This window comes from Pseudomonas sp. SWRI68, assembly GCF_014269165.1.
Lineage (GTDB): Bacteria > Pseudomonadota > Gammaproteobacteria > Pseudomonadales > Pseudomonadaceae > Aquipseudomonas > Aquipseudomonas capeferrum.
Genome location: NZ_JABWRU010000004.1, coordinates 185,697 through 203,922, shown reverse-complemented (window position 1 = coordinate 203,922; position 18,226 = coordinate 185,697). Strand labels below are relative to the sequence as shown.

Genomic DNA, 18,226 nt, shown 5'->3' with positions numbered 1-18,226 from the left:
CTCTTCATTCGGTAGAGATGCGCCAGCGGCCTTGTGGGCGGATGGCGGCTAAAGGGCGGGATTATAACGCAAACAACAAGGACACACCGCCCCTTGTAGGCGCCTGGTTATTCGGCGATCAGCCAGTCCATCCGGTAGCTGCCAGCGGTTTGCGCCAGCTCTTTGGCCAACCACGGCAGCAGCTCGCGGAGCTCTTCTTCCAGCCCCCACGGCGGGTTGGCAATGGCCAGGCCAGAGCCATTGAGCCCCTGCGGGCTGTCCTGGTGGTGCACGTACAACTCGACACGCAACAGCTTGGGCGCGCCGGTGCTGGTCAGGTCCTGATAGAAGCGGGTCAGCGAGCGCTGATCCTTGATCGGGTACCAGATGGCCGCGACCGTCTGGCGCATGCGCCCGATTGCCTCTTTCATCGAGTTGGTGCAGCGCTTGAGCTCATCGGCCTGCTCGAACGGCGGGTCGATCAGCATGATCGCGCGTTTTTCCTGCACCGGCAGCAGGGCACGCGGCACATGCCAGCCCTCGCCCAGGTGCACGAATACGCGCGGGTCCTTCTTCATGTTCTCTTTGAGCAGCGGCCCGTCTTCGGGGTGCTTCTCGTTGAGCAGGGCGCGGTCCTGCTGACGCATCAGGCGGCGGGCGAGCTCTGGCGAGCCTGGGTAGTAACGCAGTTCGCCATCGGCATTGAGCCGCTTGATGATGCGCAGGTAATCGCCAGCCATGGCCGGCAGGTCGTCGCGATTCCACAGCCGGGCAACGCCCTCGAGGTATTCACCGGTGCGGGTCGCCTGGTCGCCCTGCAAGTCATACAGACCAAGGCCTGCGTGGGTGTCGATATAGGCGAACGGCTGCTCCTTGCGCGACATCAGGGCGATGAGGCGGGTCAGCACGATGTGCTTGAGGACGTCGGCGTGGTTGCCGGCGTGGAAGGCGTGACGATAATTCATGGCAACTCCTGCGGGGGTGGCAAGTTTACCTTGCCTTGCAGGCGGAGTCAGGCCTGGCTGTCGATCAGCGGTGCCCGCGAAGCAGGCACCGCTCATTCAACAGGTATTACTTGTCAGCGTGATACGCCGCGTCGGCCGTCTCGAAGCGCTGCACCATCGCTTGCGATGGGCTGCCCAGCTTGCTCACCAGAATGATGGCGATGCTGCCCAACAGGAAGCCTGGGATGATTTCGTACAGGCCCCAGACATCGATCTGCTTCCACACGATCACGGTCAGCGCGCCCACCACGATACCGGCCAAGGCACCGTTACGGGTCATGCCCTTCCACAGTACCGAGATCAGCACCACCGGACCAAAGGCAGCCCCGAAGCCTGCCCAGGCATAAGCCACCAGGCCCAGTACACGGTTGTCCGGGTCGGCTGCCATGGCGATGGCGATCAGCGCAACGGCCAGCACCATCAGGCGGCCGATCCAGACCAGCTCGCGCTGCGAGGCATTCTTGCGCAGGAAGGCTTTATAGAAGTCTTCGGTCAAGGCACTGGAGCAAACCAGCAACTGGCAGCTCAGGGTGCTCATCACCGCCGCCAAGATGGCCGACAGCAGCACACCGGCGATCCATGGGTTGAACAGGATTTTCGCCAGCTCGATGAACACGCGCTCGCGGTTCTCGGTGACCGGGCCTGCCAGGTCAGGGTGCGCCGAGAAGTAGGCGATGCCGAAGAAGCCCACGGCGCAGGTGCCAGCCAGGCACAGGATCATCCAGGTCATGGAGATGCGGCGTGCCTTGGCGATCGACTTGACCGAGTCGGCGGCCATGAAGCGCGCCAGAATGTGCGGCTGCCCGAAGTAACCCAGGCCCCAGCCCATCAGCGAGATGATGCCGACGAAGGTTGCACCTTTGAGCATGTCGAAGTTGGCCGGGTTCTGCGCCTCGATGGCCAGGAAGGTGGTGTCGACGCCACCGGTGGAAATCAGCACGATGATCGGGGTAAGGATCAGCGCGAAGATCATCAACGTAGCTTGCACGGTATCGGTCCAGCTCACCGCCAGGAAGCCACCGACGAAGGTGTAGGCGATGGTCGCCGCAGCACCGGCCCACAGCGCGGTTTCATACGGCATGCCGAACGTGCTTTCGAACAGACGAGCACCGGCCACGATGCCAGAGGCGCAATAGATGGTGAAGAACACCAGGATGACGATGGCCGAGATGATCCGCAGCAGGCCGCTTTGGTCTTCGAAACGGCTGGCGAAGTAGTCCGGCAGCGTCAGTGCATCGCCGTTGTGTTCGGTCTGCACCCGCAGGCGGCCGGCAACGAACAGCCAGTTCAGGTAGGCACCAACGGTCAGGCCGATGGCGATCCAGGCTTCGGAAAGGCCCGAGAAGTAGATGGCGCCCGGCAGGCCCATCAACAGCCAGCCGCTCATGTCGGAGGCACCGGCGGAAAGCGCGGTAACCACACTGCCCAAGCTGCGCCCGCCAAGGATGTAGTCGGAAAGGTTATTGGTGGCGCGATAGGCGGCGAAGCCGATCAGCACCATTACCGCGATGTAGATCACGAAGGTGATCGTTAGTGGATTGCCCATGCGTGTGCCCTGGCGTTTGTTTTTATTTCATGCACAACCACAACGAGGTGGTTGCACCCAGGCGACGAATCCTATGCAACAACACAAACGAGGTGCAACCATTTTTCTTCCTGTAGTTGCACCTACTTGTGCATTTTCAGTTATTGCCTACTTTTTGCTCCTTTTGGGAGCAAAAACCTCGTTTTTCAGATTAAAACGCACCATAAACAACCCTTTATTCAGTGTAGGAATGTTCGCCGGACGAGTTGCACCTTTTCTGCCAAAAAAACGGGTTGCACCTGGTTGCACCCGAATTGCCCTACAGATACTCTTGGCATCAGCTTAGGCCACAACCGTGGCAATAACGAGGATAAGAAATGGCGACGACCACCCTTGGGGTCAAACTTGATGACCCTACCCGTGAGCGACTCAAAGCAGCTGCGCAGTCCATCGACCGCACGCCGCACTGGTTGATCAAGCAAGCGATCTTCAACTACCTGGAGAAGCTCGAGGGTGGCGCCACCCTGACCGAACTGAACGGTCAGGCCAGCAACCTGGCCGACGACGCGGGCGAAATCCAGCCCGACCATGCTCACCAGTGCTTCCTTGAGTTCGCCGAGAGCATCCTGCCGCAATCGGTCCTGCGTTCGGCCATCACTGCCGCCTATCGCCGCCCCGAGCAGGAAGTCATCCCGATGCTGCTGGAGCAGGCTCGCCTGAGCGCGCCGCTGGCAGAGGCCACCAACAAACTGGCCGCCGGCATCGCCGAGAAACTGCGCAACCAGAAGAGCGCAGGCGGGCGTGCCGGCATCGTCCAAGGGCTGCTGCAAGAGTTCTCGCTGTCGTCCCAGGAAGGCGTGGCGCTGATGTGCCTGGCCGAAGCCTTGCTGCGCATCCCCGACAAAGGCACCCGTGACGCGCTGATCCGCGACAAGATCAGCAACGGCAACTGGCAGCCGCACCTGGGCAACAGCCCGTCGCTGTTCGTCAACGCCGCCACCTGGGGGCTGTTGCTGACCGGCAAGCTGGTGTCTACCCATAATGAGTCCGGCCTGACCTCGTCGCTTACCCGCATCATCGGCAAAAGCGGCGAGCCGATGATCCGCAAGGGCGTCGACATGGCGATGCGCCTGATGGGCGAGCAGTTTGTCACCGGCGAAACCATCGCCGAAGCCCTGGCCAACGCCAGCCGTTTCGAGGCCAAGGGTTTCCGTTATTCCTACGACATGCTCGGCGAAGCCGCACTGACCGAGCACGATGCCCAGAAGTACCTGGCGTCCTACGAGCAGGCCATCCACTCGATCGGCAAAGCCTCCCATGGCCGCGGCATCTATGAAGGCCCGGGCATCTCGATCAAGCTGTCGGCGCTGCACCCACGCTACAGCCGCGCCCAGTACGAGCGCGTGATGGAAGAGCTGTACCCGCGCCTGCTGTCGCTGACCCTGCTGGCCAAGCAATACGACATCGGCCTGAACATCGACGCCGAAGAGGCCGACCGCCTCGAGCTGTCGCTCGACCTGCTCGAGCGCCTGTGCTTCGAACCTTCGCTGGCTGGCTGGAACGGCATTGGTTTCGTTATCCAGGCCTACCAGAAGCGCTGCCCGTACGTCATCGACTATGTCATCGACCTGGCCAAGCGCAGCCGCCACCGCCTGATGATCCGCCTGGTGAAAGGCGCCTACTGGGACAGCGAGATCAAGCGCGCCCAGGTTGAAGGCCTGGAAGGCTACCCGGTCTATACCCGCAAGGTGTACACCGACGTTTCCTACGTTGCCTGTGCACGCAAGCTGCTGGCAGTGCCCGAAGCCATCTACCCGCAGTTCGCCACGCACAACGCCCACACCCTGTCGGCCATCTACCACATCGCCGGCCAGAACTATTACCCAGGCCAGTACGAGTTCCAGTGCCTGCACGGCATGGGCGAGCCACTGTACGAACAAGTGGTCGGCAAGATCTCCGAAGGCAAGCTTAACCGCCCGTGCCGCGTGTACGCGCCGGTCGGCACCCACGAAACGCTGCTGGCCTACCTGGTCCGCCGCTTGCTGGAGAACGGCGCCAACACCTCGTTCGTCAACCGCATTGCCGACCATTCCATTTCCATCCAGGAACTGGTCGCCGACCCGGTCGCCAGCATCGAGCGCATGGGCACCCAGGAAGGCAGCCTCGGCCTGCCGCACCCGCGCATTCCGCTGCCGCGTGAGCTGTATGGCAGCGAGCGGGCCAACTCGGCCGGTATCGACATGGCCAACGAACACCGCCTGGCGTCGCTGTCCTGCGCCATGCTGGCCACCGCCCATAACGACTGGAAAGCCACCCCGCTGCTGGCCTGCGCCGCCAGTGAAGCTGCCGTAGCACCGGTACTGAACCCGGCAGACCACCGCGACGTGGTCGGCCATGTTCAGGAAGCCACCGTTGCCGACGTCGACAACGCCATCCAGTGCGCACTCAACGCCGCGCCGATCTGGCAGGCCACCCCGCCCGCCGAGCGCGCTGCGATCCTTGAGCGCACTGCCGACCTGATGGAAGCCGAGATCCAGCCGCTGATGGGCCTGCTCATCCGCGAAGCCGGCAAGACCTTCGCCAACGCCATCGCCGAAGTGCGCGAGGCCGTGGACTTCCTGCGCTACTACGCAGTGCAGGCACGCAACGACTTCAGCAACGACGCCCACCGCCCGCTGGGCCCGGTGGTCTGCATCAGCCCGTGGAACTTCCCACTGGCGATCTTCACCGGCCAGGTGGCCGCTGCCCTGGCGGCCGGTAACCCGGTCTTGGCCAAGCCTGCCGAACAGACCCCGCTGATCGCGGCCCAGGCCGTGCGCCTGCTGCTTGAGGCCGGCATTCCCGAAGGCGTCCTGCAACTGCTGCCAGGCCGTGGCGAGACCGTGGGTGCTGGCCTGGTCGGTGACGAGCGCGTCAAAGGCGTGATGTTCACCGGCTCCACCGAAGTCGCCCGTCTGCTGCAGCGCAACGTCGCCGGGCGCCTGGACAACCAGGGCCGGCCGATCCCGCTGATCGCCGAAACCGGCGGCCAGAACGCGATGATCGTCGACTCCTCGGCGCTGACCGAGCAGGTGGTGATCGACGTGGTGTCCTCGGCCTTCGACAGCGCCGGCCAGCGTTGCTCGGCCCTGCGCGTACTGTGCCTGCAGGAAGATTCTGCCGACCGCGTGATCGAAATGCTCAAGGGTGCCATGGCCGAAAACCGCCTGGGCAACCCGGACCGCCTGGCCGTGGACATTGGCCCGGTGATTGACGCCGAAGCCAAGGCGGGTATCGAAAAACACATCCAGGGCATGCGTGAAAAGGGCCGCTCGGTGTACCAGGTCGCCATCGCCGATGCTGGCGAGGTCAAGCGCGGCACCTTCGTCATGCCGACCCTGATCGAGCTGGACAGCTTCGATGAGCTCAAGCGCGAGATCTTCGGCCCGGTGCTGCACGTGGTGCGCTACAACCGCCGCAACCTCGACCAGTTGATCGAGCAGATCAACAACTCCGGCTACGGCCTGACCCTCGGCGTGCACACCCGCATCGACGAGACCATCGCCAAGGTGGTGGAGAACGCCAACGCCGGCAACATGTACGTCAACCGCAACATCGTTGGTGCGGTGGTGGGCGTGCAGCCGTTCGGTGGTGAAGGCCTGTCTGGTACCGGCCCGAAAGCTGGTGGCCCGCTGTACCTGTACCGCCTGCTGTCGACCCGCCCGGCTGACGCGATTGGCCGTCACTTCCAGCTTCAGGATGGCGAAGGCAAGCCGGACCGTACCCTGCACGAGCAGTTGATCAAGCCGCTGCACAGTCTCAAGGCCTGGGCCGAGAGCAACCAGCAGGCCGACCTGGCCGCGCTGTGCACACAGTTCGCCGGCCAGTCGCAGAGCGGCATCGCCCGCCTGCTGCCAGGGCCTACCGGCGAGCGCAACAGCTACACCATCCTGCCGCGCGAGCACGTGCTGTGCCTGGCGGACAACGAGGCTGACCTGCTGGCGCAGTTTGCCGCGGTGCTGGCCGTTGGCAGCTCGGCGGTGTGGGTGGATGGCGAGCCAGGCAAAGGCCTGCGCGGCCGCCTGCCGAAGGAGCTGCAGGGCAAGGTCAAGCTGGTGGCGGACTGGAACAAGGATGACGTGGCGTTCGATGCCGTGATCCACCATGGTGACTCGGACCAGCTGCGTGGCGTTTGCCAGCAGGTGGCCAAGCGCGCCGGGGCGATCGTCGGGGTGCACGGGTTGTCCAGCGGGGATCATCAGATTGCGCTGGAGCGCTTGGTGATCGAGCGGGCGGTGAGTGTGAATACCGCTGCTGCTGGTGGTAATGCCAGCTTGATGACCATTGGTTGATAGCTGACGGTTGGTGAAGAAGGAGAGCTTAGGCTCTCCTTTTTTTATGGGTTTGGTGTTACGGCCACCAGGTGCATGCCACTGGCTTCCCGGGCGCGCTCGAGATCGAGCGCCGCGCGGGCGGCGCTGGATCTGAGGACCAGCCAATACGTCACGGCTAGCGCCTGCCCGCCCCCACACCTTCTAAACCCATATCACCCCCACCTATTAACCTGTCTCCCACCCCTATTTAAATCCTAGACTCGGTCCAACCCCGCCCAAGGACCGCCCCGATGCCCGAGACCCTGCTCAGCCCCCGCAACCTCGCCTTCGAACTCTACGAAGTGCTCGACGCCGAAGCCCTGACCCAGCGCCCGCGCTTCGCCGAGCACAGCCGCGAAACCTTCGACGCGGCCCTGACCACCGCCCGCACCATCGCCGAAAAGTACTTCGCGCCCCACAACCGCAAGGCCGACGAAAACGAGCCGCGCTATGTGGACGGCCGCGCCGAGCTGATCCCGGAGGTCAAACCGGCAGTCGATGCCTTCCTCGATGCGGGGTTTCTCAACGCCAACCGCGACTTCGAAGCCGGCGGCATGCAGCTGCCCAGCCTGGTCTCGCAAGCCTGCTTCGCCCACTTCCAGGCTGCCAACGCCGGCACTACGGCCTACCCGTTCCTGACCATGGGCGCGGCCAACCTGATCGAAAGCTTCGGCAGCGAGGAGCAAAAGCGCCTGTTCCTGCAGCCGATGATCGAAGGCCGCTACTTCGGCACCATGGCCCTGACCGAACCGCATGCTGGGTCTTCACTGGCCGATATCCGCACCCGCGCCGAACCCGCGGGCGATGGCAGCTACCGGCTCAAGGGCAACAAGATCTTCATCTCCGGCGGCGACCACGAACTGTCGGAAAACATCGTGCACATGGTCCTGGCCAAGCTGCCGGACGCTCCACCTGGGGTGAAGGGCATCTCCCTGTTCATCGTGCCCAAGTACCTGGTCAATCCGGATGGCAGCCGTGGCGAACGCAACGACGTGCTGCTGGCTGGCCTGTTCCACAAGATGGGCTGGCGCGGCACCACCTCTACCGCGCTCAACTTCGGTGACAACGGCCAGTGCGTCGGCTACCTGGTCGGCCAGCCGCACCAGGGCCTGGCCTGCATGTTCCAGATGATGAACGAGGCACGTATCGGCGTCGGCATGGGCGCAGTGATGCTCGGTTACGCCGGCTACCTGTATTCGCTGGAATACGCGCGCCAACGGCCGCAGGGGCGCCTGCCAGACAGCAAGGACCCGCAGAGCCCCGCCGTCCCTATCATTGGGCACAGCGACGTGAAGCGCATGCTGCTGACCCAAAAAGCCTACGTGGAAGGCGCCTTCGACCTGGGCCTGTACGCCGCGCGCCTGTTCGACGACACCCAGACCGCCGACGACCAGAGCACCCGGCAACAGGCCCAGACACTGCTCGACCTGCTGACCCCGATCGTCAAATCCTGGCCGTCGGCGTACGGCCTCAAAGCTAACGAACTGGCCATCCAGATCCTCGGCGGGCACGGCTACACCCGCGAATACCCGGTCGAGCAGTACTACCGCGACAACCGCCTGAACCCGATCCACGAGGGCACTGAGGGCATCCAGTCACTCGACCTGCTCGGCCGCAAACTGGCACAACACAACGGCGCCGGGCTCAAGCAACTGATCCGCCTGATCGCCAGCACGGCCGAGCGCGCCAGCCACCACCCCGGCCTCGACACCCTGCGCCAGCCACTGGAGCAACTGGTCAATCGCCTGCAGGCCGTCACCCTCGCCCTGCTGGGCGATCTCGCCCAAGGCAAGGTCAATGCCGCCCTGGCCAACTCGGCCCTGTACCTGAAGGCGTTCGGCCATTGCGTGATCGGTTGGCGCTGGCTGGAGCAAGCCCTCCACGCTGAACTTGGCCTGCTCAAGGGCAATGCCGCAGACCGCGACTTCTACCAGGGCAAACTGCAGGCCGCCCGTTATTTCCTCACCTGGGAAGTGCCTGGCTGCCATAATGAGCTGGCATTGCTCGAGGCCCGCGACGATACGTGCCTGAGCATGCAAGAGGAGTGGTTCTAGGGGGAGCCACCACTGACTCGGAGGTTCCCGCATGTTCGATTCCAGCGCCCTGCTGCGCCAGCGCTTCGCCGCGCTGCGCAGCACGGCGGAATTGTTTTCCCTGCGCCATGTGAAACAGTCGCACCAGGCGCTGTCGGTGCGCCGCAATGTGACCGAGCCACCGTTCTTCAGCCAGGACGAGGGCGCCATGCTCACCGTGCGGGTCAATGGCGTGGAGGCTTATGCAGCCACCGCAGACTTGTCCCAGCACGGCCTGCAACAGGCACTCGAACGCGCCGAAGCCCTGGCCCGGCAGATCGCCGGGCATAGCCTGCTGGACCTGCGCGAGCAACCGGTGACCAGCGCGCGCCACGACCACGTTTCGCCCCACTTCGATCAACCCTTGCCCAGCCTTGCCGACTGCCTCGGCCTGCTCGCCGCCGAATCGGCCAGCGTGCCCAAGGACAGCCGCCTGGTGGACTGGCAGGCCGGCCTGGGCATGAGCGTGGTCGAGCAAACCTACCTCAACTCTGCCGGCGCCAAACTGCGCCACGCCCAGCGTTTCCTGTTCCCAGGCCTGAGCGTGACCGCCAGCGACGGCCAGGACAGCCAGAGCCGCAGCCTGGGCCGGGACAACTTCGGCCAGCAGGGCGGTTTCGAGATCGTCGAGCGCTGTGGCCTGGTCGGCGCCGCCAGTCGCGTCGCCGACGAAGCGCTGCAACTGTTGCTGGCACCCAATACACCCAGCGGCCCGCGCGACCTGCTGCTGATGCCCGACCAGATGATGCTGCAGATTCACGAGTCCATCGGCCACCCACTGGAGATGGACCGCATTCTCGGCGACGAGCGCAACTACGCCGGCACCAGCTTCGTCAAAGCCAGCGACTTCGGCCACCTGCAATACGGCTCGGCGCTGCTCAACGTGACCTTCGACCCGACCATCGGTGAAGAGCTGGCCAGCTACAGCTACGACGATGACGGCACCCAGGCCAGCAAGCAATTCCTGATCCGCGACGGCTTGCTGCTGCGCCCACTGGGCGGCGCCCTGTCGCAGTTCCGCTCGGGCCTGGACGGCGTGGCCAACAGCCGTGCCTGTGGCTGGAACCGCGCACCGATCGACCGCATGGCCAACCTCAACATCGAGCCAGGCGACCGCTCGCTGGCACAATTGGTCAAGGGCGTCGAGCACGGCATCCTGATGCGCACCAACCGCTCGTGGTCCATCGACGATGCACGCAACAAGTTCCAGTTCGGCTGCGAGTGGGGCCAACTGATCGAGAACGGCGAACTCAAGGGCGTCGTCAAAAACCCCAACTACCGCGGCATCTCGGCGCAGTTCTGGCGCAACCTGTCGGCAGTCGGCGACCGCAGCACCTTCCAGGTGCTGGGCACGCCCAACTGCGGCAAAGGCGAACCCAACCAGGTGGTACGGGTCGGCCACGCCTCGCCGGCCTGCGTGTTCCGCCAGATCGACGTATTCGGAGGCGATGCCTGATGAGCGCCACACCCCAGCAACGCTTCGAAACCCTGCTTGGCGCCCTGCGCGATACCCTTCAGGTGGGCGAGCAGTTCACCCTTGGTTACAGCGCCGAACAGTCGCAGTTCATCCGCTTCAACCACGCCCAGGTGCGCCAGGCCGGCGAGGTCAGCCAGGCCAGCGTGCAAGTGCGCCTGATGCGTGACGGCCGCCAGGCCGAGCAGCAGATCACCCTCGGCGATGATGCCGTGCTGGACCGCACGCGCCTGGCCGATGCCCTCAGCCAACTGCGCCAGACCCTGCCGCTGTTGCCGGTCGACCCCTACCTGCGCCTGGACGATACCCCATGGCACAGCCATAGCCAGCAGGATCACCCGCTGCCGGAGCTGGATGAGGTCCTTGCCCTGATCGAACGTGAAGCCGGCGACCTGGACTTGGTCGGCATCTATGCCGCCGGGCCGATCTGTCGCGGTTTCGCCAGCTCGTTCGGCGCCTTCGGCTGGCACCAGGCCAACAGTTTCAACATGGACTGGAGCCTGTTCCACAGCAACGGCCAAGCAGTGAAAGCCAACTATGCCGGGCAGGTGTGGCACGCCGACGACTTCACCGCTCGCCTGCGCCAGGCCCGCGAACAGCTGGCCTTCCTCGGCCGCCCGGCGATTACCTTGAAGCCGGGCAGCTACCGCGCCTACCTGGCGCCTGCGGCCATGGACGAGATTGCCGGCATGCTGTGCTGGGGCGGTTTTTCCGCGCAGGCGCTGGCCACCGGCAACAGCGCCCTGCAACGCCTGTACAACGGCGATGCCCGCTTGAGCCCGCTGGTCAGCTTCGACGAGCAGGTCAGCGGCTCGCTGAGCCCGGCGTTCTCGGATGAGGGTTCACCGCGCCTCGATGTGCCGCTGATCACCCAAGGCCAGGCCGTGCAGCGTTTGATCAGCGCGCGTAGCGCGGCCGAGTTCGCACTGCAGGCCAATGGCGCCGACAGCTACGAGTCGCCCTGCGCCTTGAGCCTGGCGGCGGGCAACCTGGCCAGTGAGGCGATCCTCGAACGGCTTGGCACCGGGCTGTATATCAGTAACCTTTGGTACCTGAACTACTCGGACCTGCCAGCGGCGCGCATGACCGGCCTGACCCGCTTTGCCACCTTCTGGGTAGAGAATGGCGAGATTCAGGGGCCGGTGAGCACCATGCGCTTCGATGACAGCCTGTACAGCCTGCTGGGCAACCAACTGGAAGACCTGACCCGCGAGCGCGAGATGATCCTTTCCACCAGTACCTATGGACAGCGCAGTACCGGGTCGAGTCATTTGCCGGGGGCTCTGGTCAAAGGCCTTACCCTGACATTGTGATTGGCGTTGCTGGCCTCTTCGCGGGGCAAGCCCGCGAAGAGGCCGGTACTGACAAACGAGGACGTCATGCCCGAACGCACCCCGCTCGACCCCGTCACCGCCCGCTGGATCCCGTGGGTAGTGGCCATCGCTTTCTTCATGCAGTCCCTGGACGGCACCATCCTCAACACCGCGCTGCCGGCCATGGCCCGCTCGCTGGAAGAGGACCCGCTGCGCATGCAAGGCGTGATCATCGCCTATATGCTCACCGTGGCCTTGCTGATCCCCGCCTCCGGCTGGATCGCCGACCGCTTCGGCACCAAGCGCATCTTCTTCAGCGCCATCCTGTTGTTCAGCTTTGGCTCGCTGCTGTGCGCGGCCGCCAACAGCCTGGGCTTTCTGATCCTGGCGCGGGTCGTCCAGGGCCTGGGCGGCGCGCTGATGCTGCCGGTCGGGCGGCTGGTGGTGCTGCGCGCCTATCCACGCACCGAACTGGTGCGCATCATGAGTTTCATCACCATCCCCGGCCTGCTCGGCCCTCTGCTCGGCCCTACGGTCGGCGGCTGGCTGGTGGAGATTCTCAGCTGGCACTGGATCTTCCTGCTCAACCTGCCGGTGGGCGCCATCGGTTGCTATGCCGTGTGGAAGTTCATCCCCGACCTGCGCGGTGCCGAGCGCACCAGCTTCGATGGCCCGGGTTTTCTGCTGTTCGGCGCGGCGATGGTGCTGATCACCATCGCCATGGAAGGCTTGGGCGAGCTGCACTTGCCACACCTGCGGGTAATGTTGCTGCTGTTCGCCGGCATGGCCTGCCTGGCCGCGTACTGGCTGCGTGCCGGGCGCGACCCAGAGCCGCTGTTCTCGCCCAGCCTGTTCCGTGTACGCACCTTTGCCATCGGCATCCTCGGCAACCTGTTCGCCCGCCTGGGCAGCGGTGCCCTGCCCTTCCTGGTGCCCTTGCTGTTGCAGGTGGCGCTGGGCTATTCGCCGGCCCAGGCCGGCATGAGCATGATCCCGCTGGCAGCGGCGGCGATGCTCGCCAAATCCATTGCCCGGCCGCTGATCGAGCGCCTTGGCTACCGCATCATCCTCACCGGCAACACCCTGTTGCTGGGGCTGATGCTGGCCAGCCTGGGGCTGATTGATGAACAAACGCCCTACGCCGTACTGCTGATACACCTTGGCCTGCTCGGCGCGGTCAACTCCATGCAGTTCACGGCCATGAACACGGTGACCCTGATCGACCTCGACGATGCCAGCGCCAGCAGCGGCAACAGCCTGCTGTCGGTGGTCGCCCAGCTGGCCCTTAGCCTGGGCGTGGCCTGCGCCGGGGCATTGCTCGGCGGCTTCACCGCCGCGGGCAGTGCCGAAGGCGTGGAAAGCACCTTGGGTGCGTTCCAGCTGACCTTCGTCACCATCGGCATCATGTCGATGCTGGCAGCGGCGATCTTCCTGCAACTGGCGCCGACAGACGGAAGGCGTGCCCGTCGTCCGGAACAACACATGGAGTCGTAGGGCGAATGGCCACGAGGCTGGTAGACTGTGCGGCATTTTTCGCTTCGCTACACAGGCCCGCCTCGTGACCACCGAAACCACCGCCTTTGCCACTCTGCCGCTGTCCGCCGCCATGCTGGCCAACCTGGACGCCCTCGGCTACGCCTCGATGACGCCGATCCAGGCCCAGAGCCTGCCGGTCATCCTCAGGGGCCAGGACCTGATCGCCCAGGCCAAGACCGGCAGCGGCAAGACCGCTGCGTTCGGCATCGGCCTGCTGAACCCGATCAACCCGCGTTACTTCGGTTGCCAGGCACTGGTGCTGTGCCCGACCCGCGAGCTCGCTGACCAGGTCGCCAAAGAGCTGCGCCGCCTGGCCCGTGCCGAGGACAACATCAAGATCCTGACCCTGTGCGGCGGCGTCTCGCTCGGCCCGCAGATTGCCTCGCTGGAGCACGGTGCGCACATCATCGTCGGCACCCCGGGGCGCATCCAGCAGCACCTGGAAAAGGGCACGCTGGTACTCGACGGGCTCAACACCCTGGTGCTGGACGAAGCCGACCGCATGCTCGACATGGGCTTCTTCGACGCCATCGCCAGCATCATCGGCAAGACCCCGGCGCGTCGCCAGACCCTGCTGTTCTCGGCCACCTACCCGGCCGGCATCGAGCAACTGGCCGCAGACTTCATGCGCAAGCCGCAGCAGGTCAAGGTCGAGAGCCTGCACACCGACAACCAGATCGAACAACGCTTCATCGAAATCGACGCGCAGCAGCGGCTGGATGCGGTGACCCGCGTGCTCGGCCACTACCGCCCACAATCGTGCGTGGCGTTCTGCTTCACCAAGCAGCAGTGCGAAGACGTGGTCGCCCACCTCACCGCCAAAGGTATCGTCGCCCAGGCCCTGCACGGTGACCTCGAACAGCGCGACCGCGACCAGGTGCTGGCGATGTTCGCCAACCGCAGCAGCTCGGTGCTGGTGGCGACCGACGTGGCCGCACGCGGCCTGGACATCGACGGCCTGGACATGGTGCTCAACGTCGAACTGGCGCGGGATGCCGAAATCCATGTGCACCGTGTCGGCCGCACCGGCCGTGCGGGTGAGAAAGGCGTTGCGGTCAGCCTGGTGGCCCCGGCCGAAGGGCATCGCGCCCAGGCCATCGAGGCACTGCAGAAGAGCCCGTTGCGCTGGGACCAGCTCGACAGCCTGAAAAACAAGGGCGGTGAGCCGCTGCTGCCGGTGATGAGCACCTTGTGCATCGCTGCCGGGCGCAAGGACAAGCTGCGCCCGGGTGACATCCTGGGTGCACTGACCGGTGATGCCGGCATCCCGGGCAAGCAGGTGGGCAAGATCGCCATCTTCGACTTCCAGGCCTTTGTGGCGGTGGAGCGAGCACTGGCCAAGCAGGCCATGCAGCGGCTGAACAGCGGCAAGATCAAGGGCCGCGTTCTGAAAGTTCGTATTCTCTGAAATCCTTTGGGGCCGCTTTGCGGCCCGTTCGCGACACAAGGCCGCTCCTACAGGGGCATGCATATCCCTGCCGCAGCCCAGCAATCTCCAAGAGGTACCCCGTGCATTCCACCGACGTGATCATCCTCGGCGCCGGCGCCGCCGGCCTGATGTGCGCCCAGCTCAGCGCCCGCCGTGGCCGCCGGGTGCTGCTGCTCGACCACGCTAACAAGCCAGGCAAGAAGATCCTCATGTCCGGCGGCGGGCGCTGCAACTTCACCAACATGTACACCGAGCCGGCCAACTTCCTCTCGCACAACGCGCATTTCTGCAAGTCGGCCCTGGCCCGCTACACCCAGTGGGACTTCATCGAGCTGGTGGCCAAGCACGGTGTGCCCTACCACGAGAAAAAGCTCGGCCAGCTGTTCTGCGACAACAAGGCCAGCGACATCCTCAACATGCTGCTGGCCGAGTGCGACGAAGCCGGTGCCGAGTTGCGCATGGACACCAGCATCTCGCACATCGAAAAGACCGAAACCGGCTACCTGCTGCAGACCAGTGCCGGGCAGTTCGCCTGCCAGTCGCTGGTGATCGCCACCGGCGGCCTGTCGATCCCGACCCTGGGCGCCAGCGGTTTCGGCTACCAGGTGGCTCGCCAGTTCGGCCACACCCTGCTGCCGACCCGCGCCGGGCTGGTGCCCTTCACCATCACCGAGCCCCAACTCAAGGCACTGTGCACAGAACTGTCGGGCACCTCGCTGGACTGCACCGCCAGCTGCAACGGCACCCATTTCCGCGAAAACCTGCTGTTTACTCACCGCGGCCTGAGTGGCCCGGCGATCCTGCAGATTTCTTCGTTCTGGGAGGCGGGCGACACGGTGGAGATCAACCTGCTGCCCGACCGTGACGCCCTGACCTGGCTGCAACAGCAGCAGGCCGAGCGCGCCAATGCAGAGCTCAAGACCGTGCTCGGCGAGGTGTTCACCCGCAAGCTGGCCAACCTCTTGGCCGAGCAGTGGTTCGAATCGAAGCCGATGAAGCAGTACACCCCGGCCGAACTGACGCAGATCGCCGACAAACTGGCGGCCTGGCAGGTCGTACCTGCCGGCACCGAGGGCTATCGCACCGCCGAGGTGACCTTGGGCGGCGTGGATACCCGCGAGGTGTCGTCCAAGACCATGGAGTCGCTCAAGAGCCCAGGGTTGTACTTCATTGGCGAGGTGCTGGATGTGACCGGCCACCTGGGCGGGTTCAATTTCCAGTGGGCGTGGGCATCGGCTAACGCAGCGGCACAGTTCGTGTAGAGTAGAATCCATTCAGCAGCACGGAACGCTTCTTGCTGGTCCGTGCGGCAATGTATTCATTCGATCACAGCCCAAGGCCATCATGTCATCGAGCTCGTTCCGTCAGTCACTGCGTCGCCTGTGGGGCCAAGACAAGTTCAGCTATAGCATCCGGGTAACGGTCGCCCTCACCGGCAGCATGGCCTTGTGCTGGTACCAGGATGAAATGGCCCTGCTGATCCCGTTGTTCCTGGGCATCATCGCCAGCGCACTGGCCGAGACCGACGACAGTTGGCAGGGCCGTCTCAGTGCCCTGGCCGTGACCCTGGTGTGCTTTGCCATCGCTGCCCTGGCCGTGGAGCTGCTGTTCCCCTACCCGTGGGTGTTCGCCATTGCCCTGGCCCTGGCGGCGTTCGGCCTGACCATGCTGGGCGCCTTGGGCGAGCGCTATGGCGCAATCGCCTCGGCAACGCTGATCACGGCGGTGTACACCATGATCGGCGTGGACCAACGCGGCGGCCTGGTCACCGACTTCTGGCACGAGCCGATGCTGCTGGTGGCGGGCGCAGCCTGGTACGGCCTGCTGTCGGTGCTGTGGCAGGCGCTGTTCTCCAACCAGCCGGTACAGCAAAGCCTGGCCAAGCTGTTTTTCGAGCTGGGGCGCTACCTCAAGCTCAAGGCCAACCTGTTCGAGCCGATCCGCCACCACGACCTGGAGGCCCGGCGCCTGGAACTGGCCCAGCAAAACGGCAAGGTGGTCGCGGCGCTCAACGCCGCCAAGGAAATCATCCTGCACCGGGTCGGCAACAGCCAGCCAAATTCCAAGGTCAGCCGCTACCTGAAGCTGTACTTCCTGGCCCAGGACATCCACGAGCGGGTGAGCGCCTCGCACTACCCCTACAACGCACTGGCCGAAGCGTTCTTCCACAGCGATGTGATGTTCCGCTGCCAGCGCCTGCTGCGCCATCAAGGCTCGGCCTGCCAGGACCTGGCGCGCTCGATCCGCATGCGTCAGCCGTTTGTCCTCGACAGCCGATTTGCCGACACCCTGGAAGACCTCAACGCCTCCTTGGAGCACCTGCGCAACCAGAACAACCCAGCCTGGCGCAGCCTGCTGCGTTCGCTGCGGGCCCTGGCGGCCAACCTGGCCACCCTGGACCGCCTGCTGGGTGCCGCCAGCAACCCGGACAGCCTGGCCGATGCCAGTGACAGCAGCCTGCTCGACCGTTCGCCACGCTCCCTGAAGGACGTCTGGAGCCGCCTGCGCACCCAGCTCACACCCACCTCGCTACTGTTCCGCCATGCCTTGCGCCTGCCCTTGGCACTGTCGATCGGCTACGGCATGGTGCACCTGATACACCCCACCCAGGGCTACTGGATCATCCTCACCACACTGTTCGTCTGCCAACCCAACTACGGTGCCACCCGGCGCAAGCTGGTGCAGCGGATTTTCGGCACGGCCATCGGCCTGACGGTTGGCTGGGCGCTGTTCGACCTGTTCCCCAACCCGATCATCCAGTCGATGTTCGCCGTGGTCGCCGGGGTGGTGTTCTTCGTCAACCGGACGACCCGTTACACCCTGGCCACGGCGGCGATCACCTTGATGGTGCTGTTCTGCTTCAACCAGATCGGCGACGGCTACGGCCTGTTCCTGCCGCGCCTGTTCGATACCCTGGTGGGCAGCCTGATCGCCATTCTGGCGGTGTTCCTGTTCCTGCCCGACTGGCAAGGCCGGCGCCTGAACAAGGCGTTGGCCAACACCTTGGCCTGCGCCAGCGTGTACCTGCGCCAGATCATGCAGCAGTATGCCCATGGCAAGCGCGACGACCTCGCCTACCGCCTGGCTCGGCGCAACGCCCACAACGCCGATGCAGCGCTGTCCACCACGCTGGCGAACATGCTCATGGAGCCAGGGCACTTCCGTAAGGAGGCGGACGTCGGCTTCCGCTTCCTGGTGTTGTCGCACACCCTGCTCAGCTACCTCTCGGGGCTGGGCGCACACCGTGATACCGCCCTGCCGGCGGAGGTTCAGGAGCAATTGATCGAGGGCGCCGGGCAAAGCCTGGCCAACAGCCTGGACGAAATCGCCAACGGCCTGGCAGCGCGGCTACCGGTCGCCATCCACAGTGATGCCGAAGAGGCGCTGGCCAACGACCTGGAGCAGATGCCGGAAGAGCTGGATGAACATCAGCGGCTGGTGCAGACCCAGCTGGCGCTGATCTGCCGGCAACTGGCACCGTTGCGCACGCTGGCGGCGCACCTGGTCAAGGAAAGCCCTACGGCCTGAGTGCTTTGTGGCCT

10 protein-coding genes are annotated in these 18,226 nt (G+C 64.7%); 8 read left to right on the top strand and 2 right to left on the bottom strand.

Features of this window, described 5'->3' with window-relative positions:
- Positions 1–107: 107 nt before the first annotated feature.
- Complete coding sequence (gene rlmJ / locus HU770_RS09015; RefSeq protein WP_186652807.1) at positions 108–944, bottom strand: 23S rRNA (adenine(2030)-N(6))-methyltransferase RlmJ; 837 nt, start codon at positions 942–944, stop codon at positions 108–110.
- Positions 945–1,050: 106 nt separating this feature from the next.
- The gene (gene putP / locus HU770_RS09010; RefSeq protein ID WP_186663509.1) at positions 1,051–2,529 is read right to left on the bottom strand and encodes a sodium/proline symporter PutP; all 1,479 of its coding nucleotides are present in this window, start codon (positions 2,527–2,529) and stop codon (positions 1,051–1,053) included.
- A gap of 356 nt (positions 2,530–2,885) precedes the next feature.
- On the opposite strand from putP, the gene putA reads away from it, so the two are divergent.
- The 8 genes from putA to yccS all read left to right on the top strand — a co-directional run bounded on the left by putA (position 2,886) and on the right by yccS (position 18,212).
- Positions 2,886–6,839 (top strand): trifunctional transcriptional regulator/proline dehydrogenase/L-glutamate gamma-semialdehyde dehydrogenase, encoded by a 3,954-nt coding sequence (putA, locus tag HU770_RS09005; protein WP_033701860.1) that lies wholly within the window; start codon positions 2,886–2,888, stop codon positions 6,837–6,839.
- A 272-nt stretch (positions 6,840–7,111) separates the two neighbouring features.
- Positions 7,112–8,914, top strand: a complete 1,803-nt coding sequence (locus HU770_RS09000; protein ID WP_186663508.1) for an acyl-CoA dehydrogenase — start codon at positions 7,112–7,114, stop codon at positions 8,912–8,914.
- A 31-nt stretch (positions 8,915–8,945) separates the two neighbouring features.
- Positions 8,946–10,388, top strand: coding sequence for a TldD/PmbA family protein (locus HU770_RS08995; protein ID WP_186663507.1), 1,443 nt, complete (start codon positions 8,946–8,948; stop codon positions 10,386–10,388).
- On the top strand, positions 10,388–11,719 hold the full coding sequence (locus HU770_RS08990; protein ID WP_186663506.1) for a TldD/PmbA family protein: 1,332 nt from the start codon (positions 10,388–10,390) through the stop codon (positions 11,717–11,719). Before HU770_RS08995 ends, HU770_RS08990 begins: the two co-directional genes overlap by 1 nt.
- A gap of 66 nt (positions 11,720–11,785) precedes the next feature.
- A complete protein-coding gene (gene mdtD / locus HU770_RS08985) occupies positions 11,786–13,213 on the top strand; it encodes a multidrug transporter subunit MdtD (RefSeq protein WP_186663505.1) in 1,428 nt (475 codons plus the stop codon).
- A gap of 112 nt (positions 13,214–13,325) precedes the next feature.
- Positions 13,326–14,663, top strand: coding sequence for an ATP-dependent RNA helicase DbpA (gene dbpA / locus HU770_RS08980; RefSeq protein ID WP_236643895.1), 1,338 nt, complete (start codon positions 13,326–13,328; stop codon positions 14,661–14,663).
- Between the two features lie 101 nt (positions 14,664–14,764).
- Positions 14,765–15,946, top strand: coding sequence for an NAD(P)/FAD-dependent oxidoreductase (locus HU770_RS08975; protein WP_186652814.1), 1,182 nt, complete (start codon positions 14,765–14,767; stop codon positions 15,944–15,946).
- A gap of 82 nt (positions 15,947–16,028) precedes the next feature.
- Positions 16,029–18,212 carry a YccS family putative transporter gene (gene yccS, locus HU770_RS08970; protein ID WP_186652816.1) on the top strand — a complete coding sequence of 728 codons (2,184 nt, stop codon included), beginning with the start codon at positions 16,029–16,031 and terminating at the stop codon, positions 18,210–18,212.
- Positions 18,213–18,226: the final 14 nt, after the last annotated feature.